Source organism: Bacillus sp. PK6-013 (assembly GCF_054161445.1).
This window is the reverse complement of the sequence record NZ_CP096417.1, coordinates 1,860,807-1,883,231: the sequence shown is the minus strand read 5'-3', so window position 1 is coordinate 1,883,231 and position 22,425 is coordinate 1,860,807. Positions and strand designations below refer to the sequence as shown.

The window sequence follows — 22,425 nt, the reverse complement described above, 5'->3', positions numbered from 1 at the left end:
TTATAGCACCTCGCTTTTATTCACAGAAAATGTGTTTACCGATCCTTTTAATTTGTGGTCTGCCCCAAATCCATGAGCTAGTGGCCGTGTCAGGGTTAAAGTAGTAAGTCGCATTTTCTGACGGATCCCAGCCATTGATGGCGTCAAGAACGGCTTTTTTCGCCGTTTCATCCGGGGTCATGTAAATCTGTCCATCCGCGACAGCTGTAAATGCAAGCGGTTCAAAGATAACACCAGCCACCGTGTTCGGGAAGGTAGGGCTGTCGAGCCTGTTTAAAATAACGGCTGCAACAGCAACCTGGCCGTCATACGGTTCTCCGCGCGCTTCACCGTAAACCGCTTGGGCCAACAGATTAATGTCGTTGTTCGAGAAACCGCCCGGCATGTTGGCTGCAACGGCATCCTGTTTTTTAGGCGCCTGCTGTTTAGGTGCAGCCTTTGGCTGCGCTTGTTTTTTCGGCTGTGCAGGAGCGGCCTGCTGCTTTTGCTGCGGCTGCTTTTGGGCAGTGCCCTGCTGCTGTGCGCCCTGCTGCTGTCTTGCTTCCGCCTTTTTTCTCGCCTGCTGCTGCACTTCTTTTGAAGGCTTCGTCTGATACTTTAGCGGCAGTCCGCCGTAATGTGTAAATTGGTTTCCTTTTCGAAGTTGTCTGTGCACGTAGTCGCTGTAATATTTAGTATGATTGATTAAAAATCGTTTTGTTTTCGGCCCGACCAGGCCGTCTGTATCCTTTAAGCCGAACTGATTTTGGAAATTGCGGACGGCCCAGTATGTCGCCCATCCGTATACTCCGTCAATTCTGCCATTGTAATAGCCGTTGTATTGAAGCCTTGCCTGCAGTTCAATCACATCATCCCCTGTCGCCCCCCGCTGTATTACCTGTTCAGAAAAGGCAGCGCTTTTTTGACTGAATGGAAGTGAAAGACTGGTTGCCATAATGGTACATAAAATGACATTCAAACAAAAAGAACCTTTCGACTTCATGTTTTAAGCCTCCTCCAGCATTTTTGTACCCATATCTTTTGTAGAGAGGCAGATTTTATACACGCTTTCCTTTCTGTTTCAACTTTAGGTAAATATGCCGGACAGAAAATGAAAAAAACCGCCTATGCTCGAGGCGGCTATTGCTGAAGAGACTGCCCGCCGGCTTTGACGGAACGGGCTTTTTTTGCTTTGCGCAAGCCGAACCACCAAAGAAACGCCATAAAGGGCAGCATAAAATAAATCCAGTTTTTTAAGGCAAGCAGAATATAATCGTAGAGACCGTGAAGCAAAGCCGGAATAAAAAGCGAGCAGAACAGCCATTTCATCTTTGTTTTACTTGAGGAAAAACGGGCTTTGCCGATGTAAAAGCCCATGATCACTCCGAATAAGGCATGGCTGGAAACCGGAAGCAAAGCGCGCATAAAAGCGTACTCCACCCCGTTCCCGATGAGATACAATATATTTTCAAGCGTCGCAAACCCCAATGAAAGGCTTGTCCCGTATACGATCCCGTCATAGTGTTCATCAAAATCGATATGCTGAAAAGCGCTGACCATCAGCAAAAACCATTTTAAAAATTCTTCCAAAAAGCCGGAAGTTAAAAATGAAACGACAAAACTGCCCTCAGAAATGTGTTCTTTTTCCAATACATACTGGATAAACATCGTCGGAAAAACGAGCAAGACCCCCAGTATAAAAAGGCGGATGACCATATGAATGGGCTCGGATTCATATTTTTCCTTTAAGTAAAAATACATTAACAGTGCGATTCCGGGAGCTAAGCCTGCTGAGATAATTCCGAACATGAGGAAACCTCTTTCCTTTTCATCTCATTCTATCCTACCATGATTCTGATTGTTTTGAAATTGAAAAAGAACGGGCCGCCTAGTAGCAGAATTTGTCTTTTATACCTTCTTCATAGCTTGCAAGAAGGACGGCCAGTTTCATTCTCGCTTTTTTGCTGTCATAATCCTTGCCTAAGATGACACCTTTTTTCGCGAGGTCATAGCTGCTGCCCGCATAGTCATAGGTCGTATACACTTCGCCTTCCTCTGCGCTCGTCGTGATGACGATATAAACGCCCTGATGTAAAGCTTGCTCAATATCGCCCACCATATTCGGCGGTACCTGTCCCCTTCCAACTCCTTCAAGGACGATCCCTGCTGCACCCTCGCGGACAGCGGCTCTGATAAACTTGCCGTCTCCATCCAGATAGCATTTGACGATATCCACTTCAGGAAGCGGTCTTTGCAGCTGATGAACATCCCGCTTTAAGGGGTTTTGATAAACGTATACTTTATCATTGTCAATAATCCCTAAGTAACCGAAGCCGAATACGTCAAAACCCTGCAGATTCGAAGCGTGCACTTTTTTAACGTAGCGCGCGTTAAAGATCCTCTCGTTAAAAACAACGACCGTGCCGGCTCCTTTTATATCTGGGCTGCACGCTGTATAAACGGCGTGTCTGATATTTGTATATGCATCTGTTCCTTGCTGCTCGGGGGCTCGTTGTGAGCCTGTGACAACGACCGGCCTCTCATCCTGCAAGGTTAAATCTAAAAAATAAGCGGTTTCTTCAAGCGTGTCCGTACCATGCGTCACAACCACGCCGTCATAGCTGCCGTCCTGAAAAACGCGTTCGACGGTTTGTTTGAGTTCTAGTAAATGCTGAAATGTAATATGCATACTCGGAAGCTGAAACGCCGGATAGACATCGATCTGGACATCTTCCGGCAGGCTGCACATTTCGGCTAATTCAGGACCGCTGATCGCCCCTGCCGCAAGCCTGCCGCTTTCGGTTTTCCGGCTGGCGATCGTTCCTCCCGTTGTAATAAGAGCTACTTTCTTTTTCATGTCAGGCTGCCCCTTTTCATGTTGATCTGTGTGCCGATAAAAAAGAGAGCACATCTATATATAGAATATGCTCTCTTTTGCCTGATACAAATCATAAAATATTGGTTTTATATTCGTTTAGCAATTTCAGCTGCAATTAAGCCGCCGTGAAAACGTCCGTTTTCAATGAAGATTTCATTTGCGTTGTTCCCGGCCGCAATAACGCCGGCGATGAAGATGCCTTCTTCGTTCGTCTCCATCGTTTCTTCATTAAAGGAAGGACGGCCCGACTCCGCGTCAATTTCGACTCCCATTTTTTGAAGGAAGCCGTGATCAGGGTGATAGCCTGTCATCGCGAATACAAAATCATTTTTGATCTTGGTCTCTTTTCCGTCGACAGAAAAAATCAGCTCTTCTTCCGTAATTTCTTTGACGACCGCCCGGAATTCCATTCTGATTTTTCCGTGCTTGACAAGCGAAAGGAATTCGGGAAGGATCCATGGTTTGATGCTGGAGGAATATTCGTTCCCTCTGTACAGAACGGTCACTCTTGCGCCCGCTTTAACGAGCTCCATCGCCGCGTCGACGCTTGAGTTTTTCCCGCCGATAACCGCAACATCTTTATCAAAATACGGATGAGCCTCTTTAAAATAATGGAATACTTTCGGAAGGTCTTCTCCCGGGACGTTCATATAGTTCGGGTTGTCATAATATCCCGTTGCGATCACGCAAAATGACGACAAATACGTATCCTTTGATGTTTCCACGACAAATTGGTTATTTTCTGTTTTTGTGACGGATTGAACTTTCTCAAACGCGTTGATCCGCAAATTTTTCCGCTTGGCGACTTCCCTGTAATAAGAAAGCGCCTGATTTCTGACCGGCTTGTGATTTTCGGTAATAAAAGCGACATCGCCAATTTCAAGTTTTTCGCTTGAGCTGAAAAAGGTTTGGTGTGTAGGATATTGATAAATGCTGTTGACGATGTTTCCTTTTTCAATGACGAGTGCATCTATTCCGATCTCTTGCATGTGAATAGCTGCTGAAAGCCCGCAGGGGCCACCGCCGATAATGATCACTTTTTCTTCTTTCATGTTCCGTTCATCTCCTGTCATATCGGGCAAATCAAAAAATCTCCTATTTTATGATAGGAGATTTTTTGGGTTGTTGCAAATGTTTGAACCTATATCCAGCCTCTGAAGCGGGATGCTTCCGCCATCTTGCGGACGCCCACCATATAGGCTGCAAGCCGCATGTCGATTCTGCGGTTGTGCGCCATTTCGTAAATATTGTTGAACGACTTGACCATCATTTTTTCCAAACGTTCTTCAACTTCTTCTTCAGTCCAGTAGAATCCCTGGTTGTTTTGCACCCACTCAAAATACGATACGGTTACACCGCCGGCGCTTGCCAGCACGTCCGGTACAAGAAGAATGCCGCGGTCGGAAAGAATTTTCGTCGCTTCGAGCGTCGTCGGGCCGTTGGCTGCTTCGACAACGATTTTCGCCTTGATGTTATGGGCGTTTTCCGCGGTAATTTGATTTTCTATTGCAGCCGGCACCAGAATGTCGCATTCCAGCTCCAGCAGTTCTTTGTTTGTAATGGTGTCATTAAACAGCTTTGTGACCGTTCCAAAGCTGTCCCGGCGGTCAAGCAGGTAATCGATGTCAAGCCCTTCAGGATCATACAGGCCGCCGTATGCATCAGAAATGCCGACAACTTTTGCACCCGCGTCATACATGAATTTCGCAAGGTAGCTTCCCGCATTTCCGAACCCCTGCACGACGACAGAAGCTCCCTCAATGTCGATGTCTTTCTTTTTCGCCGCCTCTTTAATGCAGATTGTAACCCCTTTTGCTGTCGCAGATTCTCTGCCGTGAGAACCACCTAAAACGAGCGGTTTGCCGGTAATGAAGCCCGGCGAGTTGAATTCGTCGATTCTTGAATATTCGTCCATCATCCATGCCATGATTTGAGAATTGGTAAATACATCGGGAGCCGGCACGTCTTTTGTCGGTCCGACAATTTGGCTGATCGCCCGGACGTACCCTCTGCTTAAACGTTCCAGTTCAGGAAAGGACATATCCCGCGGATCACAGATGATCCCGCCCTTTCCGCCTCCATATGGAAGGTCGATGATGCCGCATTTCAGACTCATCCAAATAGAAAGCGCTTTAACTTCTTTTTCTGTAACTCCCGGATGAAAACGGATGCCGCCTTTTGTCGGCCCTACTGCATCATTGTGCTGGGCTCGGTAGCCCGTGAAAATCTTAACAGATCCATCGTCCATGCGAACCGGAATTTTCACCGTTAAAAAACGGATCGGTTCTTTTAGTAATTCATACACCTCTTCAGGATACCCCAATTTTTCAAGCGCCTTATGTATCACCGTTTGCGTTGATTTCAAAACGTCATGTGTGTTTTCTTCAGTATGACCGGTGTTTTGATCGGCTACCATTATAAGTTAACCTCCTAAAGTCTTTCTGGCATGTTGTCCTTTCAGAGAATAGTATACACCCTTGCACTAATCATGCAAAGAACAATCAACCATTTTTCGTGAAAATATTCGAGAAAAATCTTTTTTGTTATATTCTTATTTTCGGCAGAAAAAAACTGCTGTTTAACACAGCAGAATATCTTTTTTGAATGCGGGCTATTTGAAATATGTCTGAATGGTCTGAACGGCATTGTTTTCCATGATTTTCTTTCCGTATTCCTGAAGCCTGTAAATCGTTAAAGTCGTCGGATTCCCATATTCGGCTAAAATCGAAATCACGCCGTCAGCCTCATGGGAGTCAAAATCGTCGAGACTTAAGAAATACCTGTCTTCATAGTGGTAGACTGTCCCGCCTTGAATACCGATGCGGTCCAGGTTTTTGGAAAGTTCAATCAGATGCTCAAACGTTTGAAATTCATATATAATGTCAACACTTTCGCCAAGTTTGACTTGCATTTCAATATAGTCCTCATCATACTCATTATCGTCTTCATCTGTTTCTTGATTTTTTGTGACAATGATGACCATTCCTTGTGCTTGAAGAGAATACACTTCAACAGCGATTGGGCCATTCGCTTCGAACCCGAGCTCTGTATTCGCTTCGTTCATCATGTCTTTAAACAGCTGCTGAACTTTAAATGAGTCTTTCCAAAGGTCTTCTTTCGTCAGCCCCCGGTCTGTCAGATCGTCAAGTGTCAGAAAGATTTTGATCTTATTATAATTTAGACGCTCAAGCCGCATAACGTTCCCTCCTGCCTCTTCTTGCACACATCATATATCTTATTATATGGAGATGATGAGTCATAGGTTCTTAATTTTGATACCAGTTTACACTGTGTTTGGGCGGAAGACAAGCACAATGCCGCCTTTTCGTTCCTTTTCAGTGAAAAAGCATCAGTTTCCTTCCATGCAGGGTCCCGGGACCAGCTTAATCAGATGGGTTTCCGGCCTCGCTCCCAGCCGCAGCGGAAGCTTCGATGTGCCATAGCCGTTGCTGATCAAGTACGGCGCCTGATGAACGGTTCCGGTTCCTCCGATTTCACAGAGCCCGAATCTGCCGAGGCGAATCTGTCCTCCGTGGGTATGACCGCTCAATATGAGATCAATACCGTCCGTCTCCTGTATTTGATGATGAATCTCCGGATTATGTGACACAAGGATGGTCGGAAAATCCTGCTGCACGCCTCTGAGCGCTGCCGGGTAATCATCCAATTCGAGCCTGATGTCATCCACTCCGCAAATATTGACGGCTTGTCCTTGATGGTCATGCAAAACCGAAGCATTGCGCAAAGGCGTTACGCCGTGTGCCCTGAATATTTCCTGCAGCCTTTCCTGATCAACTTCATAATCGTTATTTCCCCATACAAAATACGTTTTTCCCAAACTTGAAAGCCTTTTGATATTTTCTTCAATTCTCGAATAAGGAACGCCGCCCTCCGCTAAGTCGCCGCCGATCAAGACGAGCTGAACCCCGTGTTCTTTCACTTCACGAATAATGTCTTCACTGACTGTCCGCCTATGAATATCCGAAATAAAAAAGACGGTCAATTCGTTATTTAGGCGCCTGAGCGAAAACTCGGCTTTCAATACCCGGTTTTCTCGCGCGATACCTGACATTTTCCACACTAAAGCAGCAAAACCGATGAAAACGGCCGAAGCCAGACTGAGCCAATAGATCATGTGCATTCTCCAATCTGTTTTGTTTATCATAAGACGGCTTTATGCAAAAAGACGTTTCTTTTAATAAGAAAACGTCTTTTTTATTTGCTTTCGAAATAAAGATTAATGTCATACTGCTGTTTCATGATCTTAAAAACCGTTTCCCTTGATTTCCACTCTTCAGGCTGGGGCCATAAATCCGTGCTTTTCTGAATAATCTCGCATCTCAGCTTATGAAATTCCCCTTCTGCTTTTTCTTCCTTCTTTTTAAAATAGTAAGCGGTGCTGTATGCAAAAGCGGCCGACAAAATCCAAAGCAGGTAGACGGAGTCATTCAGCAAGCCGGAAAGGAAGCCGTTTTGCCCGAGCCCTTTTGACGCTGCAAACAAACAAAACGAAACCGCGCATATCGCCGCCAGCGCCTGCCACCTGAATGTCTGTCTGGCATAGTTTTCGTACTTTTTCTTCCTTTTAATTAAGGCGCGGAGCATTTGTTTCGTCGGTTCGTCCGTAAAACGGTTCAGCTCTTCAAGCTCGCTTCCCACAGTCCTCACACCTTGTCCTATTTGATAGTACAATGTATATGTATTCGCGGGCAAAATGATGCCATTGTTAATAAATCGGGATATTCAGAATCTGGCCGGTGTAGACATTGTTGCCTGATAATTGATTATAATTGCGGATTTTTTCCTCTCCTGACCGGTTCTTATAATATTTCATCGAAATCCGATAAAGCGTCTCTTTTTCGCCAACCGTGTGCTTCAGCACCTTTTTGGGCTGCGGCGCTTGCTGAACGGGCGGCGTTTGAGCTGCGCTTGCCGTTTTCTTCTCTTGTTCCGCAGGCTGCTTCGGTGCGGTAGGCTTCTTTGCAGCGACAGGCTTCTCCTCAGCTTTTTTTGCCTCTTTAGGCTGCTCTTTTTCCTTTTGCTCGTCTTTTTTTGACGGTTCATCCTCTTTATTTTCCGATTGTTTGTTCTCTTTCAGCTTTTCTTCTTGAAGGGCGGCGGCTGTATGCTGCGAAGCCGCCTTTTGATCCGCTTCTTGTTCACCGTTTTGATTTTCATTCGTCATTCCCGTCTCACCGGATTTGTTTTCATAAAACACATTATCATACTGATCAGAGTTGGAATCGCCGCCTTTGTCTTGGTTCAGCATGTACATAAACACCACGAAGACGATGATCGGAATGAAAACAAACATGACTGCAAGTGACGTGAATAGCGGATTTCTGTCTTTATTCTTTTTTTTGCTGTGCTTCTTTTTTTTGTGATACGTCTGCCTGGAAGGAATGTCATCATCAGGTGTCTTCAGTTCAACAGCCGCGGCCGCCTCCCGGCTCATTTCAGCACGGGTCTTCTCCTGCTCCTTCTTCTTCCTCTCTATCCTTGACATCTCCGTCATGCGAACTCCTCCTTACGTGTTGAAAACGAATCTGGCACGCAAATACAACATCGATCAAAAAGTGTGCCGTCACAGGAACGAATAAATTCCCTGTCCATTCAAAGCTCAATCCGAGCAAAAAGCTGATGGACACAACCATTACAAACAGCAGCCATTTTTTCAAATAACGAAAATGCAAAATCGCGAAAATAATGCTCGCTGCCCAGAGACCGAAATGCGTCTGAATAACGCCTCTGAACAATATTTCCTCTGCAAATGCAATGAAAAGGGTAAGAATCACGATATGCGGGTACGAGCGTTCACGAAAAAGCTTTTCATTTATCCCTTCATCGTCATACATATGCTTCGGAGCCCATTTCATCACCATCAGGTCGGCGATAATCACGAGAGCCGCGAGCGGCGCCCCGTATTTCAAGATGCTCAAGTCCGATGGATTCCAAAGCGACAAAAAATCGTCTGCATCATCAAATAAAAAGATGCCCATCAATAATGCGGTAAAAAGCATCAGCATCTGGGAAAAATAGAGCTGTTTCAGCATTTCCCTGTCTGACAGGCGACGTATGATTTCCGACTGCTTTTTCAGCATACACGATCACAGCTGGCGGCAAATATGGCATCTAATTCTTCTTCCCACGCTGTCAATTTGTTCATAGACGGACGGTCTCCTTTGGCTTCGTATGCTTCAAGACTTAAACCGCAGGATGTACAGCACGCTGTGTCATCCGTTTCCAGCGGTTTTTTTTGTTCATTAAAATAAGCGAGCAAGCTTTCCCTGAAACACCCTTCGCTTTCGGTGACGGCGGCGAACCCAGCCGCTTTTTTCAACTTGAGCTCCCTGCGGCTGTCCATCTCCCTCTGAATGACCTCCCGGCCGTCATCGCCAAGGTGATGCACCTTCTGATAAAGATGTAGAAAATGGCGGGCTTGCGTTTCCGATAAACCGGCCTGCTGTAGAACTTCCCGCCGGTTTCGCTCATCTTTCACTCCGGCAAGCTTTTCGTATAAAAAGCCGATATCACTTTGAGAGAGTGCTTCCATTTGAATGAGCTGCTCCTGGATTTCCTCGTCTCCCGGAGCTTTCAGCAAAATGCTGACGCTCTGCTTTCCATCCCTGCCCGCACGTCCGATTTCCTGCAGATACGCCTCTGTCGTCTGCGGGAGGCTGAAATGGATCACATATCTGACATCAGGCTTGTCAACTCCCATACCGAAGGCGTTCGTGCAGCAGACTACATCAAGCTGGTTGCGAATGAACTGCTGCTGAATCAGCATCCTGTCGCTTGCCTCCATCCCGCCATGATAAAATCCCGTTCTCAATTTTGTCTCATCACGAAGCTTGTCAGCCAGTTCTTCAGCCCATTTTCTTGTCGGGCAATAAACAAGACCAGGACCTTGTAGCTTTTGAACCAGCCCTGTCAGTCGCTCCGTCTTCTCAGCGGTATCCCGCAACTTTTCAATATGAAGCGCAATGTTCGGGCGATCAACGGAATGGATCAAATAATTGGCGCCTTTAAGCCCCAGCATATTAGAAATGTCCTTCAATGTCGCTTCGGTTGCCGTCGCTGTAAGCGCCAGGGTGACGGGATGACCGAGGAGCGCCTTGATGTCTCCAAGCTTCGAATAATCAGGCCTGAAATCATGCCCCCATTCTGAAATGCAGTGAGCTTCATCAACGACAAAAAGGCTGACATTGAGCAATTGAAGCTTTTTTAGCACTTGGCCGGATTGGAGGGCTTCTGGTGAAATATACAGATATTTGAGGCTGTGAAGCCGACTTAATACGTCATTTTTTTCCTGGTGTGTCAAAGCGCTGTTCAAGGCCGCGGCCCGCTTCTCTCCGCGCATTTTTAATTGCTGCACCTGGTCTTCCATTAAAGACAAAAGCGGTGAGACGATCAGGACGGTTCCGTCTTTCAACAATCCGGGAAGCTGGTAGCACAGCGATTTCCCGCCTCCTGTCGGAAGCATCGCCACCGTGTCCCGCCCCTCCAGCACGCTTTTGATGATCTTTTCCTGGCCGTTTTTAAAAGTATGATAACCAAAGTACCGGCGGAGCGCCTGATGAAGTTTATCCATTCCTGATCACCGTTTTCGACAAGGCCAGGCGGATTTTAAAATAGCTGTATCGGCCGCCGAGCCCCTCTTTAATTTGTCTGATTTTATTGGTTTGGTTCGCTTTCGCATAATCGGCAATGATTTTCTGCTCCTCTTTCGACACGTACTGATCGATGGAAAAAGACGGATCATGAATGGCAATTTCCACAATGTGATCCTCGATCGTCGCCGCTTTCAGCTTTCGAATGTCTGCGATCCGGTCTATTGTATGCCCTTCTTTTATAAGAAAAAGCGTTTTTCTCGTCGATTGTGTCAAGCCATCATTCAAAGGAATGTCCTGAATAAGCGTTTGAAAAAGCGGACTTTCACCATTTCGGGCGGATTGAATAAAATGATGCAGAACATCCCAAAACAGTGCATATATGTACCACTCATCAAGGTCCATTTTTTCGGAAAGCTGTCTAAATGTATAGCCCGCTTTTGCCCCGGAAGTCAGGGAGTGGACAAAAATAGCGGCCTGTTCATCATCGTTCAAAACAGACAGCTTCTCTTTCAGCTCATGGTGAAACTGGGCTGCTGTTTCAGCGGCATTCCGACTTCTTAAATATTGTTTAACCCAGTTCTGAATCTGATAATCTTTTACGATCGGTAAATACACGCGTTCGCGGTAAAGTTTGTTGGAGAGCACCTGAATCAAAAGCGACATCCTTGCCCACATGATTTTGGCTGCCGCCTGATAATAGCCGCCGTGAAAATGGCGGGGCCACGGGTAAAGGGCAAAAAAGCCGGCAAGTTCCGCTTCTCCTTTTTCGGTGACGATGTAAGCGCCGCTTTCCGCTTTTTCTCTGACCAAAGACTCCTGTTTCAATTGTTGAACGCTGACTGTCACCTGCTCTCTGGATAGAGCCGAATAAAAGCCAAAGTATTTTGAAACGGCAAATAAACCGGCGTCCTGTATCGTCTGTGACGACCTTTTTCCTTTTAATAAATGATAGACCGCGCTTGAAGAACGCTCACCCTTCATGGATGACAGAATGTCGAGCACAATGGCGTCAAAAAAATGAACCGGCATATCATCACCTACAATCTTCCGGCAACATTCGATCTTTTCTTCTTTTTATTTTAACAGATTTTGCGGAGAAATCGACGTTTAAACTCATATAAAAGGGGTATGTTAGCAGTAGAACCCTTGTGTGATAAGCATTCTCAATATTTTTGAGTTGAAATGTAAGATTAACACCATTACAATAAGGAATGGGAATAGGTTTCATATCGGATAGATAGAGGGTTAAACCATTTGTTCCAACGAAGAACAATCTGGGAGGTTTTTTATTCATGCCAAAATATACAATTGTAGACAAAGATACGTGCATCGCATGCGGAGCTTGTGGTGCTGCGGCTCCTGATATTTATGATTACGACGATGAGGGAATCGCGTTTGTCACCCTTGACGACAATCAGGGTGTCGTCGAAGTCCCTGACGTCTTGGAAGAAGACATGATGGACGCATTTGAAGGCTGTCCTACAGATTCGATCAAAGTTGCGGATGAGCCGTTCGAAGGCGACCCGCTTAAACACGAATAAAGCAAAAAAACATCCGGTGCACAAAGTGCCGGATGTTTTTTTATCAGATAAGCACTGCTTCGCCAACAAGCAAAAAGAAGCCGGCTCCTTCTGCAGCTGAAAATGCCCGGCACTGTTCCGGGCATTTTTCATGTCTATTTATTTGGCGGCCATGCGGACGTTTTCCTTCAGCCGCGGCTTCAACGAAAGGAAAATCGGCGTGGACACGAGAGCCACAGCGATGCCTTTGATGAAATTAAATGGCAGGATTCCGGCCAAAACTGTGGTTTTGAGCGCTTCTCCCGATAGCACTGGAGCATTTAAAAACCAAGTGTAGGCAGGCAGAAATAATAGATAATTTAAAATGCTCATCGAAACGGCCATCACAAGCGTCCCTGCGAAAAGAGCTGTGACAAACCCTTTGGCAGAACTTGATTTTTTAAGCAGCACAGCCGCCGGCAGGATAAACAATGTTCCGGCAATGAAGTTAGCCGCCTGATCAATCGGAACGCCTGAGGCGCTTCCGGCAATAAAGTAATTCAGCACGTTTTTGATCGCTTCCACAGCAATTCCGGCTCCCGGACCATACAAAATAACAGCGAGCAGTGCCGGGATATCACTAAAATCGATTTTCAAATACGGGAATGCCCCCAAGATCGGAAAACTCAGCATCATTAAAATAAATGCGATGCTGCTCAGCATGCTGATTGAGACGAGACGTCTCACCTTGTTGTGTTTCATTTTGTCACTCTCTCCTTTTCGATCACATCTCACGAAAAGAGGAATGGTTCTTTCCCCCTGCCCTAAACAAAAAACCCGCTTTATTGAAAAAGCGGGGCTGTTTTACAGACAGGTCAAATAAACGTTTGAAAATATCATTTCAAAACGCACGGAACCTCCATCTTCTCCCATCCAGACTATACTGTCGGCTTCGGAATCGCACCGAATCCTGCCCCTAAAGAGGCTCGCGGGCTTAGAGCGCTTGCTCATCACCGCCGGTAGGGAATTTCACCCTGCCCCGAAGATTGATCTTATTTATTTTTGATACTGATATTATTATAAATGAATTGTGAAAAAATGTACAGATTCAAAGCTTATTGCGCTGTTTTGGGGCGTCCTTCAGGATATTTCGGCAAACTCACTTTTTCCACACACTAAAAACCGCACATTCACAGTTATTTCATTTTTAATTTTCGTCTTTCCGCGCGAAACTCATTGACACCCTTTATGGAATATGGTAAATTATCAGATATTTATGACGCTTATTTAGGAGGAAATCTTACATGTTTCGAGTATTGGTCTCAGATAAAATGTCCAGCGACGGCCTCAAACCATTAATGGAAGCAGATTTTATTGAAATTGTAGAAAAGAATGTTGCGGAAGCGGAAGACGAGCTTCATACGTTTGACGCTCTCTTGGTGCGGAGCGCCACGAAGGTGACCGAAGAATTGTTTAAAAAGATGACTTCGCTAAAAATTGTTGCCAGAGCAGGTGTCGGCGTCGACAATATCGATATTGACGAGGCGACAAAGCACGGTGTCATCGTCGTAAACGCGCCAAACGGAAATACAATTTCAACTGCTGAACATACTTTTGCAATGTTTTCAGCGTTAATGAGACATATTCCGCAGGCAAACATCTCCGTTAAATCCAGGGAGTGGAATCGTTCGGCTTACGTCGGTTCAGAGCTTTACGGAAAAACGCTCGGCATCATCGGAATGGGCCGCATTGGAAGCGAAATCGCGAGCCGCGCAAAAGCGTTCGGCATGACCGTTCATGTATTTGACCCGTTCCTGACGCAAGAAAGGGCAAGCAAGCTCGGCGTTAACGCGAACAGCTTTGAAGAAGTTCTGGCATGCGCTGACATTATTACAGTTCATACCCCGCTCACAAAAGAAACGAAGGGACTTTTGAACAAAGAAACCATCGCAAAGACGAAAAAAGGCGTTCGTCTCGTGAACTGTGCAAGAGGCGGGATCATCGATGAAGCGGCGCTTTTGGAAGCTTTGGAAAGCGGACATGTCGCAGGCGCTGCCCTCGATGTGTTTGAAGTCGAGCCTCCGGTCGATTCAAAACTGATCGATCATCCGCTTGTGGTCGCGACTCCTCACTTGGGCGCTTCAACGAAAGAAGCTCAGCTGAATGTCGCTGCACAAGTTTCCGAAGAAGTCCTTCAATATGCGCAAGGAAATCCTGTGATGTCCGCGATCAACCTTCCGGCCATGACAAAGGATTCATTCGAAAAAATCCAGCCTTATCATCAGTTTGCCAATACGATCGGAAACCTTGTGTCTCAGTGTATGAATGAGCCTGTTCAAGATGTAGCCATTCAATATGAAGGCTCTATCGCCAAGCTTGAAACGTCATTTATTACGAAAAGCCTTTTGGCCGGATTCCTGAAGCCGAGGGTCGCGGCTACCGTCAACGAAGTGAATGCCGGCACTGTCGCGAAAGAGCGCGGCATCAGCTTCAGCGAAAAAATTTCTTCCAATGAGTCAGGCTATGAAAACTGCATTTCTGTGACTGTCACCGGAGATGTGACGACATTCTCTTTAAGAGCGACGTACATTCCGCACTTCGGCGGTCGCATCGTTGCCTTAAACGGCTTTGATATCGATTTTTATCCGGCTGGACACCTTGTGTATATTCACCACCAGGATAAACCGGGGGCTATCGGCCATGTCGGACGAATTTTAGGAGACCATGACATCAACATCGCCACTATGCAGGTGGGCCGAAAAGAAAAAGGCGGAGAAGCGATCATGATGCTTTCATTTGACCGCCACCTTGAGGACGATATTTTAAATGAGCTGAAAAACATCCCGGATATCGTGTCTGTTAAAGTCATCGACCTTCCTTAATAAAAAGCCCCGGAACCTGAAAGAAATTCCTTTCGGGTTCCGTTTTTTTTTAGGAACTCTCCCTGATCTCAAGCAGCTGGCGGGGATAAATCTGCTCGCCTTTCAAATCGTTCCATTCTTTGAGGTGCCGGACAGTAACGCCCATTTTTTCGGCGATATGATGAAGCGTATCCCCTTTCTGCACCACATATGTGCCGGTCTTCGGTTCATCGTCATGAAGGCGGAGTGTTTGGCCGGCCTTAAGCTTCGAATGTTTCAACCCGTTTATTCTCATGATCTCCTCGATAGATATACCGCTATCCTTGCTGATTTTCCAGAGCGTGTCCCCTTTTTGAACAGTTACGGCACCGCTCATTGTCCCGGTGTTTTGATGAACGTGGACCGAATTTTGCTGGAACGCTTCTTCACGAAGCACCGTCAGCGGATTGATTGCATATCTTTTATCTTCAGTCCATGAACCGTGATGCATTTCAAAATGCAGGTGGGTTCCGGTCGATATTCCCGTATTGCCGATGATTCCGATTTGCTCGCCTTTTTTCACCCGTTCTTTTTCCTTTTTCAGGCGTTTGCTTAAGTGGGCATAAACGGTTTCATATCCGTTGTCATGTTTGATAAATATCACGTGGCCGTAGGAGTCCGATTGATACGATTTGCTTACCGTTCCGTCTGCGGCTGCCGCTACAGCTTCCCCTTCAGGAGCGGCAATGTCAAGCCCCTTATGTTTTCCGTCTCTCGTCCCGAATTGATCTGTGATCTCCCCTTTAATCGGTTCAATCCACTCTGAAGCTGCCGCTCCCGGCGTAGTGACGAGAAACGCAAGCCCCGAAAGCCATGCGATCGCGAACAGGAAGTTTTGATGTCTGAGTATCTTCAAGGGTTTCCATATCCTCCTATTACAAGCATCTGCGGTAAAATTCCCCCTATTCGGAGACAGCTTAGTATACTTCCAAATCAATACATTTTATACATCAAAAAAAGACTCCGCGCGGGGAGTCTTTTAGCTTTCTATCGTTATCGGATTCGGTGCGTAAGGAACCTGTACAGATTTCGACAAGTCATAGGCGCCGACCTTGGTTGTGGATGCATTTTTAAATTTCACTTTTGTGAACCCGAAATCTTTGGCGGTCAATAGAAGGCCTTCAACCATCAAAACGTCTTCAGGTTTATTTTCAATATTCGCGGAGGAAGAAAATTGAATGATCAGTTCTTTTCCATTCTTTTGAATATCTTCAATCTTTGTATCATCGGATAGAATGGGTTGTAAATTAGTGCCGCTTTCTTTAACTTTCATCATCTTTATCGCTTCCTGCACCGTTTCGTAAGATTCGCTTGAAGGTGCAAGGAACCGGCGTCCGTCAGAGCTTTCATATAAATAGTAGCCTTTTTGCGTCTGATGCATAATCGCCATATCAGCGAGCATTCCGAATGATTCAAATTCAACGCCAGATTCATCATCGGAAATAAACAAAACAGAATCATATGAACCCCATTTAAAGGTTTCGTTGATCACATTTTTCAGCCGTTCGAAATCTTCCACTGAAAGCTCCGGTATTTTTTCATTTACTTGAATCGTCAGTTTTTTACCGTTTTTCTGTTCTTTGAACTTCACCTGATCAAGATAAGATGTATCAAATGATGTAAATTGGTCCACTTTAAGCCGGCTGTATGCGTGAAGTGCATCTTCAAGATTCGTCATGCTTATGCTTTTCTCAAGACTTATCGGGACAACGACAGACTTGGACTTGTCAAGGAAAGCGAAGGTGATATAGTCGTCTTTTTGATTCTGGGAGACGACAAACGTATTTGCAGGTTCAGACTTGGCAGCATCAGCCTCCGTCTGCACCAATTTTCCGTCAGATGAAATGTTGGCGTCGGCGCTGTTTTGAGATCTGATCTGTTCGATTAATTGAGGAGTGATCAGCATCAGAAGAAAGAGAACCAAAACTGTAGCAGCAAATGCGCCGACCCGTTTTTTTCGGTGATTTACGCTTTGGTGCGAAAATCAGCTTTTGATAGATCTGATTTGCCGAACGATTATCCTTAACCGTTGGAAGTTGGCTTAGTAACGCCTTCAGCCGTTCTTCGTTCCATTCTGACTTCTTCATTCTTTGGATCCTCCTTCAAAAGCTCCATCTGTTTACGAAGCACTTTCAGACCGCGGTGCTGAGTGGTTTTCACCTTGCTTTCGGAAAAATTTAAGGCTTTTGCCGTTTCACTGATCGAATACCCTTGGATAAACCGCAATACGATAACGGATCTTTGATCAAGCGTACACCTGTCAAGGGCCTCGAAAATTTCCTTCAGGTTTTCATTCTGCATCACGATGTCCTCAGGCAGAGGCTTGCGGTCTTTTACATCTTGCTTCTCCCAGTCAAACGTCCCCAAAATCCGCTGGCGGATCGTCTGCTGCTTTCTGAACCAGTCGATCGCAACGTGCCGCGCAATCGAAAGAAGCCAGGTTTTTTCGCTGCTTCTGCCTTCAAATGTTTCATAAGAATGCAGGACGCGGATGTATACTTCCTGAACTAAGTCTTCTGCCTGGTTTTTGTCTTTTACCATATAAAATAAAAACTGAAATAAATCCTGATGATACTGATCATATATTTTCTGAAAGGTTTCTTCCACCTGAAACCCCTCCGTTCAATTTATTGTCGTTTGTCAATCTTAAAAGGTTACATTACAACTATTACAACTATATTACGAACATATGAAAATGGAAAGGGGGTTTAACTAAAGTTAAGCTTAATTTTAACTTAACAAGCATAAAAGCACCCGTTCTAAATGAACAGGTGCCAAGCTTACAGGAACTTCCGCTTTCTCACTAAGCTGCGTCCGTATACTCATAATCGGAACGTTCCTTAAGGCGGATCCTTTGAAATGGACTGATTTTCATCCGTTTATGACTTTAAGTCCAATTGTTGGCGAAGCTTTTTGGAAATCTCCTTTCTCTTTTCGTCAGTCACCAGGTGATACCATAAGCCGTCAACTTTTTTATCTTCACCCTCAATTTCTATCTGTTTAATATCCTTGGCAGCTTCTTTATAAGAATGTTGAATATCGATCATCTTGTCCAGTGTTAAGTTTGTTTTGATGTTTTTTTCTAATGCTGTCAAAATTTCTTGATAGTTTGTTAATGATTTTAATTGGGCACCTTCATGAATGATTTCATTGATGATCTCACGCTGACGCTCTTGACGTCCAAAATCACCGCGGGGATCGTCTTTTCTCATCCTAGCATATGTCAAAGCAGTTTTGCCATTAAGATGCTGCTTTCCTTTTGACAGATGCACGCCTTCAAGGGTGAAATCAATCCGATTATCCACCGTAATGCCGCCAATTGCATCGACAATATCTTTAAACCCATCCATATTGATTTTAATATAATAATTGATGGGAATGTTCAAAAATTGTTCTACAGTTTCAACGGTCCCTTCAATTCCGCCATAGGTGTAGGCCGAATTCATTTTCGAAAATTTATTCTTCGATTTGATAAACACCCTTGTATCACGCGGAATACTTGTCATTGTCGTTTTCTTTGTCTCCGGGTTAATCGTCATCACAATCATAGAATCCGGTCGTCCTTTATCACCAGGGCGCTCATCTATCCCTAATAAGAGAATGGATATAGGATGGTGCGGAGCAGTATCCTTCTGCTCGGCATCCCTGTGAAGAGGCTCGTACATTCCATTTATTGATTTTGCGACGGTACGGTAAATCCCGTATGAAACCACACTGCCAATCGTTATCACTAGCGCGAGGGCGAACAATATCACATTTTTCATCTTTAGTTTTCTTTTTCTCAGTTTCACCATAGTATCCCTTCCTTGTTGATCCAGGTCATATTTTTTAATTCCATCTGAAATGAACCGGTTTTATCGAATCATGAATAGGCTTCATTTCATATCCGTTTTCCTGAAAGTATTTCAATAGTTTCTCCAAATGGGCCGCAGTTGTCGGTTTTTCATGCATTAATACGACAAGCGGCTCAACACCGGAAAGGTTATTGACTTGCTGAATCACATTATTGACGAATTGACCGTTTGTATTTGCAGATTTCCAGTCCTCTGAATCAACAGTCCAGTCCCAAAGATTAAAGTGGTCGCGCTTAATGACTTCTTGAAATGGACCGGTAATATAAGGCTTTGATCCGTAAGGCGATCTGATCAAATGTGTGTCAACGTTGGTCGTTTCTTTGATCGTTTTCAACGTATCGTTCATTTCTGCTGCAAAGCTTTCAGGAGATTTATAGATTTTCGATACTTGGTGCGTCACTCCGTGAGAGCCGACAGAGTGGCCGCTTTCAACCATTTTTCTCACAATATCGGGATTTTGTTCGATATTCGGTTTTAACATGAAAAAAGTAGCTTTTGCATGATACTTATCGAGCAAACTTAAGATCTTATCTGAAGCCGCAGGATTCGGCCCGTCGTCAAATGACAAATAGACGACCTTTCCGATTTCCGGCGCTGTTTGCTTATTTTCTTTTTTCTCTGCTTTATGTTTGCCTCCCGTCACAGGTGCTGAAGCGGAGGAATTTTCTTTTAGCGGTTCCTGCTTTGGACCAGCGAGTGCATTCCACGAAATGCATAACAAAGTCACCCCCAGTACAATCAACATACCCAGCACTAATTTTCCTAGTGCGCTCAATTTACGATCTTCTTTTGGTGAATTTAACACTTTTTCCAACTCCTTAAGCTGTAATTATCAATCACTAGGTTTCTTTTAATCTCGTCACATACAAGACAACGTTCTATAAGAAGGATGCTCTTTAAATATAAAGGGAAGATATCGCAGAAGTTCGGCCAACTTGTAAACAAAATGTCACAAAAAGAGGAAAAACATCATTTTTTGAGGGATGTTAATCAGTAAATAATAAGACTTATTACCTTGAAGGGGATAGTGAGAAAGGAATGGATAAAAAGAAAAACCTTATTTCGGTATTTAACTGAAATAAGGTTTTTTTGCCTGATATTAAAGTATAAAACGATCGGTTATTTAAATGTGATGATATAAGCTTGTTCTTCTAAAAATCGCGCCGATGCACTCTCCATAGAAGGATACTGGTATTGTGCGCTAACGAGCAGGCTGTTGCCGTCCGGGCTCCAATATATTTCCGAAGGGATGGTGCCGTGGTATATCGGTTCTTCATAGAGGATATTTTTCCCTTGAAGCTTGCCTGCATAGATATTGTCTTCATCCTTCAAAGAGTAAGCGATTTTCTTTAAGTCGTTTGAGAATTTAAAAACAGTTACTTTTTCGAGCAGAGCAGAAAGCTCGCCGTTTCTGCGATCATATTCGTACAGGGTTTCCCCTGTGTCCAGGAATACAAATTGATCATTGTTTAACCAAACCGGTCCGCCGCGGCTGTCCAGACGCTTGTCCTGGATTTTAATGCGGTTGCCGTCAATCGTTCCTATTCTGATTCCGTACTCGTCGGAACGCTGCAACACGGTAAGCAAAAAATCTCGTCCATTATCAGAGATGTTAACTCCCGTAAGCGAATCTTTCTCCGCAAAATCATTCAATGTATACGTTTTGAGCGTTCCGGAATCCGTATCATAAACACGAAGGCTTGTCTGATTCCCCTGCCCAACATCTAAAACGAGATAACAAACGTATCTGCTATTATTTGACCATGAAACATCTTGGACATAGACCTCATTGCTGGCGGAGATGCTGGCGATTTCTGTGTTTTTTCCGTTCGCCGGCGAAAACAGCTGCATTGATGTCTTACTTAATGACAAAGTGACTCCGGCGATACGCTTTCCGTCTGGAGACATTTTCAGGTTGGACATGTTGCTTTCAATGCCTTTTACGATTTCAGCTTTTTCATAGGGGGAGGAAAGGCGCTGAAGACTGCGCGCTGTACGTTCGGATGTCCCATCTCCCTTGAAAAAACCGACAACGGAATCCGGTGAAGACCACCCAAGCAGCTGCCCTGCTTTTGGAAGGCGATAAATCGTATTGACTTGAAAAGGGCGGGTTTTCTGGTCATCGACATGATTGTCTTCCCCGCTTGGGATGATAATCGTTTCAGATCTTTTTCCGACATTATAACTGGACACGATAATGGCCAGAAACAACAGCACTCCTGCCCAAATGATAAACGGTTTGTTTTTCATCATTTCTCAACCTTTGCGTAAGCTAATTCAACATGAATCACTGTTTGGTTTTCCTTGTAGTACATCTCGATTGTTCCTCCGTGTTCGTCAACAATTGTTTTCACAATGCTTAATCCCAAGCCTACACTTCCTTCTTCCTTAATCTTCTGATTGACTGAATAAAAGGGCTGGAACATTTTGGAGTGTTGGTCATTTTCCAATGGAGCACTTGGATTCTTGAATGTAAAAAGAATGGTTTCTCCAACGATTTCGGCCTTAATGATGATTTCCGAATGAGATAAGCTGTATTTGATGGCGTTGTCCAGCAGATTGATGAAAAGCTGGCGCAGCCTGCTCACATGACTGTGAACGTACAGGCCATCTTCAATGTCACAGGTAATCCTTTTCTTATACCGTTCTGCCCGAAACTTCATCGATTCGCAAACATCTTTTAAAATTTCCCCTGCCTCGACCCTGTCAAATTGAGCTCCCTTGGCAGGTTCCCGGGATACTTCAAGAAGCTTGATCACCAAATTGTGCAGGCGTCGGCTTTCTTCAACAATGTGGTTCATGCCTTTATCAAAAAACGCCCGATCCGATTCCCCTTTATCTTTTATGATCTCTGCATATCCTTGGATGGAAGTCAGAGGTGTTTTCAGCTCATGCGTCATATTGTCAAAAAATCGTTTTTCTTGTTCGTTCAGTTCCTTTAAACGGTCACGATCCCTTTCAATGGTTAAAATTTGTTCTCGAATTCTGCTGATCATATCGTTAAAGTTGACGGCAAGCTGGCCGATTTCATCTTTCCTATTAAAGTGAATATCCATATCCAGCTTGCCCTTCTTGACTTGCGAGGTGGCATCGGTCAGCTTGACGAGCGGAATCGTGATATGTCTGGACAGGATATAGGAGAAAAGGAACGCCGCCAAAAATATGGCAAGCGCGATGTAAAAAACAATATCCAGAACCTCTCCGCTTTGCTTATACAGCAGGTCAAAATTTTTCGAAAAACGCAATATGCCTACCTTTGTACCTTCAACGACAACCGGATATGAAAAAAACACTTCTGCTTTATTGCGATTATAGGTGATATGATAGGCAGTCTTTCCTTTGATCGCCTGTTTAAGATCTTCATTACTTCCACGGGAAAACGCCTTCTGATCAGAAGCAGACAACAATGCGCCATTCACGGTATAAACACCGACATTGCTTCCTGTGGAGTGATTCAAATTATCTACCATTTCATCGGCCATATCACCGAAATAAAGTTCATTGTTTTTATAATGATTGATTAAAAATGCCTGGTTTACATAGACGGTACTGTTTTTTTTCAGTTCGACTAAATCCGATGTTACAATTTTTTCATTACTCGACCAAATCACGTTCTTAACCGTATGATTGAGCACAAGGAAAGAGAGAGAAAAAATCAGAAAAAAGCCAACAATAAACTTGCCCTTGATGGTCCGTAACACT

The 22,425-nt window shown here is 44.6% G+C and carries 22 protein-coding genes and 1 riboswitch; of the genes, 2 read left to right on the top strand and 20 right to left on the bottom strand.

The annotated features are described in order from the left end of the window. Positions 1-16: 16 nt before the first annotated feature. The 12 genes from sleB to M1E03_RS09445 all read right to left on the bottom strand — a co-directional run bounded on the left by sleB (position 17) and on the right by M1E03_RS09445 (position 11,499). Complete coding sequence (gene sleB / locus M1E03_RS09500) at positions 17-934, bottom strand: spore cortex-lytic enzyme (protein ID WP_371268733.1); 918 nt, start codon at positions 932-934, stop codon at positions 17-19. 185 nt (positions 935-1,119) lie between these two features. Continuing rightward, the gene (gene prsW / locus M1E03_RS09495; RefSeq protein WP_023857465.1) at positions 1,120-1,788 is read right to left on the bottom strand and encodes a glutamic-type intramembrane protease PrsW; all 669 of its coding nucleotides are present in this window, start codon (positions 1,786-1,788) and stop codon (positions 1,120-1,122) included. 79 nt (positions 1,789-1,867) lie between these two features. Next, positions 1,868-2,836 (bottom strand): asparaginase, encoded by a 969-nt coding sequence (locus M1E03_RS09490; protein WP_309539380.1) that lies wholly within the window; start codon positions 2,834-2,836, stop codon positions 1,868-1,870. A gap of 107 nt (positions 2,837-2,943) precedes the next feature. After that, positions 2,944-3,909 (bottom strand): YpdA family putative bacillithiol disulfide reductase, encoded by a 966-nt coding sequence (locus M1E03_RS09485; protein ID WP_023857466.1) that lies wholly within the window; start codon positions 3,907-3,909, stop codon positions 2,944-2,946. Between the two features lie 89 nt (positions 3,910-3,998). Continuing rightward, positions 3,999-5,273 (bottom strand): Glu/Leu/Phe/Val family dehydrogenase, encoded by a 1,275-nt coding sequence (locus M1E03_RS09480; protein WP_020451980.1) that lies wholly within the window; start codon positions 5,271-5,273, stop codon positions 3,999-4,001. A 195-nt stretch (positions 5,274-5,468) separates the two neighbouring features. Then, positions 5,469-6,053 carry a genetic competence negative regulator gene (locus M1E03_RS09475; protein WP_020451981.1) on the bottom strand — a complete coding sequence of 195 codons (585 nt, stop codon included), beginning with the start codon at positions 6,051-6,053 and terminating at the stop codon, positions 5,469-5,471. A 153-nt stretch (positions 6,054-6,206) separates the two neighbouring features. Further along, positions 6,207-6,992 (bottom strand): metallophosphoesterase, encoded by a 786-nt coding sequence (locus tag M1E03_RS09470; RefSeq protein WP_020451982.1) that lies wholly within the window; start codon positions 6,990-6,992, stop codon positions 6,207-6,209. Between the two features lie 80 nt (positions 6,993-7,072). Continuing rightward, the gene (locus tag M1E03_RS09465; protein WP_229029999.1) at positions 7,073-7,462 is read right to left on the bottom strand and encodes a YpbF family protein; all 390 of its coding nucleotides are present in this window, start codon (positions 7,460-7,462) and stop codon (positions 7,073-7,075) included. A 121-nt stretch (positions 7,463-7,583) separates the two neighbouring features. Next, positions 7,584-8,312 (bottom strand): LysM peptidoglycan-binding domain-containing protein, encoded by a 729-nt coding sequence (locus M1E03_RS09460; RefSeq protein ID WP_026579370.1) that lies wholly within the window; start codon positions 8,310-8,312, stop codon positions 7,584-7,586. 1 nt (position 8,313) lies between these two features. Further along, entirely contained in the window at positions 8,314-8,958 is a 645-nt protein-coding gene (locus tag M1E03_RS09455) for a CPBP family intramembrane glutamic endopeptidase (RefSeq protein ID WP_020451986.1), read from the bottom strand. After that, positions 8,952-10,448 (bottom strand): RecQ family ATP-dependent DNA helicase, encoded by a 1,497-nt coding sequence (locus tag M1E03_RS09450; protein WP_328032037.1) that lies wholly within the window; start codon positions 10,446-10,448, stop codon positions 8,952-8,954. The genes M1E03_RS09455 and M1E03_RS09450 overlap by 7 nt, the downstream gene beginning before the upstream one ends. Further along, the gene (locus tag M1E03_RS09445) at positions 10,441-11,499 is read right to left on the bottom strand and encodes a YpbB family protein (protein WP_328032035.1); all 1,059 of its coding nucleotides are present in this window, start codon (positions 11,497-11,499) and stop codon (positions 10,441-10,443) included. Before M1E03_RS09445 ends, M1E03_RS09450 begins: the two co-directional genes overlap by 8 nt. 263 nt (positions 11,500-11,762) lie before the next feature. Here M1E03_RS09445 and M1E03_RS09440 point away from each other — a divergent pair, with 263 nt between their 5' ends. Then, positions 11,763-12,011 (top strand): ferredoxin, encoded by a 249-nt coding sequence (locus tag M1E03_RS09440; RefSeq protein WP_003183064.1) that lies wholly within the window; start codon positions 11,763-11,765, stop codon positions 12,009-12,011. Between the two features lie 138 nt (positions 12,012-12,149). On the opposite strand, the gene M1E03_RS09435 is transcribed toward M1E03_RS09440, so the two are convergent. After that, positions 12,150-12,731: an ECF transporter S component gene (locus tag M1E03_RS09435; RefSeq protein WP_035338506.1), complete on the bottom strand. Its 582-nt coding sequence runs from the start codon at positions 12,729-12,731 to the stop codon at positions 12,150-12,152. A gap of 155 nt (positions 12,732-12,886) precedes the next feature. Next, a riboswitch (FMN riboswitch) is annotated at positions 12,887-13,020 on the bottom strand. Positions 13,021-13,273: 253 nt separating this feature from the next. Here M1E03_RS09435 and serA point away from each other — a divergent pair. Beyond that, positions 13,274-14,851: a phosphoglycerate dehydrogenase gene (gene serA / locus M1E03_RS09430; RefSeq protein ID WP_023857473.1), complete on the top strand. Its 1,578-nt coding sequence runs from the start codon at positions 13,274-13,276 to the stop codon at positions 14,849-14,851. 49 nt (positions 14,852-14,900) lie between these two features. On the opposite strand, the gene M1E03_RS09425 is transcribed toward serA, so the two are convergent. The 7 genes from M1E03_RS09425 to M1E03_RS09395 all read right to left on the bottom strand — a co-directional run bounded on the left by M1E03_RS09425 (position 14,901) and on the right by M1E03_RS09395 (position 22,424). Continuing rightward, positions 14,901-15,725 (bottom strand): M23 family metallopeptidase, encoded by an 825-nt coding sequence (locus tag M1E03_RS09425; RefSeq protein ID WP_035338504.1) that lies wholly within the window; start codon positions 15,723-15,725, stop codon positions 14,901-14,903. Positions 15,726-15,848: 123 nt separating this feature from the next. Next, positions 15,849-16,793, bottom strand: a complete 945-nt coding sequence (locus M1E03_RS09420; protein ID WP_458110758.1) for an RsiX protein — start codon at positions 16,791-16,793, stop codon at positions 15,849-15,851. A gap of 98 nt (positions 16,794-16,891) precedes the next feature. Then, on the bottom strand, positions 16,892-17,476 hold the full coding sequence (gene sigX, locus M1E03_RS09415) for an RNA polymerase sigma factor SigX (protein ID WP_023857476.1): 585 nt from the start codon (positions 17,474-17,476) through the stop codon (positions 16,892-16,894). A gap of 272 nt (positions 17,477-17,748) precedes the next feature. Beyond that, positions 17,749-18,663 carry an LCP family glycopolymer transferase gene (locus M1E03_RS09410; protein ID WP_458110757.1) on the bottom strand — a complete coding sequence of 305 codons (915 nt, stop codon included), beginning with the start codon at positions 18,661-18,663 and terminating at the stop codon, positions 17,749-17,751. A 34-nt stretch (positions 18,664-18,697) separates the two neighbouring features. Next, the gene (locus M1E03_RS09405; protein WP_095291563.1) at positions 18,698-19,528 is read right to left on the bottom strand and encodes a polysaccharide deacetylase family protein; all 831 of its coding nucleotides are present in this window, start codon (positions 19,526-19,528) and stop codon (positions 18,698-18,700) included. Between the two features lie 314 nt (positions 19,529-19,842). Further along, a complete protein-coding gene (locus tag M1E03_RS09400; protein WP_031305183.1) occupies positions 19,843-20,976 on the bottom strand; it encodes a WD40 repeat domain-containing protein in 1,134 nt (377 codons plus the stop codon). Further along, positions 20,973-22,424 (bottom strand): HAMP domain-containing sensor histidine kinase, encoded by a 1,452-nt coding sequence (locus tag M1E03_RS09395; protein WP_023857480.1) that lies wholly within the window; start codon positions 22,422-22,424, stop codon positions 20,973-20,975. The genes M1E03_RS09400 and M1E03_RS09395 overlap by 4 nt, the downstream gene beginning before the upstream one ends. Position 22,425: the final 1 nt, after the last annotated feature.

Coding starts and splice junctions, on each gene's coding strand:
- M1E03_RS09470 (WP_020451982.1), bottom strand. CDS start 6,992: ATGATCTATTGGCTCAGTCTGGCTTCGGCCGTTTTCATCGGTTTTGCT.
- M1E03_RS09455 (WP_020451986.1), bottom strand. CDS start 8,958: ATGCTGAAAAAGCAGTCGGAAATCATACGTCGCCTGTCAGACAGGGAA.
- M1E03_RS09435 (WP_035338506.1), bottom strand. CDS start 12,731: ATGAAACACAACAAGGTGAGACGTCTCGTCTCAATCAGCATGCTGAGC.
- M1E03_RS09450 (WP_328032037.1), bottom strand. CDS start 10,448: ATGGATAAACTTCATCAGGCGCTCCGCCGGTACTTTGGTTATCATACT.
- M1E03_RS09480 (WP_020451980.1), bottom strand. CDS start 5,273: ATGGTAGCCGATCAAAACACCGGTCATACTGAAGAAAACACACATGAC.
- M1E03_RS09490 (WP_309539380.1), bottom strand. CDS start 2,836: ATGAAAAAGAAAGTAGCTCTTATTACAACGGGAGGAACGATCGCCAGC.
- M1E03_RS09465 (WP_229029999.1), bottom strand. CDS start 7,462: ATGCTCCGCGCCTTAATTAAAAGGAAGAAAAAGTACGAAAACTATGCC.
- sleB (WP_371268733.1), bottom strand. CDS start 934: ATGGCAACCAGTCTTTCACTTCCATTCAGTCAAAAAAGCGCTGCCTTT.
- M1E03_RS09440 (WP_003183064.1), top strand. CDS start 11,763: ATGCCAAAATATACAATTGTAGACAAAGATACGTGCATCGCATGCGGA.
- M1E03_RS09400 (WP_031305183.1), bottom strand. CDS start 20,976: ATGATGAAAAACAAACCGTTTATCATTTGGGCAGGAGTGCTGTTGTTT.
- prsW (WP_023857465.1), bottom strand. CDS start 1,788: ATGTTCGGAATTATCTCAGCAGGCTTAGCTCCCGGAATCGCACTGTTA.
- M1E03_RS09410 (WP_458110757.1), bottom strand. CDS start 18,663: ATGGTGAAACTGAGAAAAAGAAAACTAAAGATGAAAAATGTGATATTG.
- M1E03_RS09460 (WP_026579370.1), bottom strand. CDS start 8,312: ATGAGCCGGGAGGCGGCCGCGGCTGTTGAACTGAAGACACCTGATGAT.
- M1E03_RS09485 (WP_023857466.1), bottom strand. CDS start 3,909: ATGAAAGAAGAAAAAGTGATCATTATCGGCGGTGGCCCCTGCGGGCTT.
- M1E03_RS09475 (WP_020451981.1), bottom strand. CDS start 6,053: ATGCGGCTTGAGCGTCTAAATTATAATAAGATCAAAATCTTTCTGACA.
- M1E03_RS09445 (WP_328032035.1), bottom strand. CDS start 11,499: ATGCCGGTTCATTTTTTTGACGCCATTGTGCTCGACATTCTGTCATCC.
- serA (WP_023857473.1), top strand. CDS start 13,274: ATGTTTCGAGTATTGGTCTCAGATAAAATGTCCAGCGACGGCCTCAAA.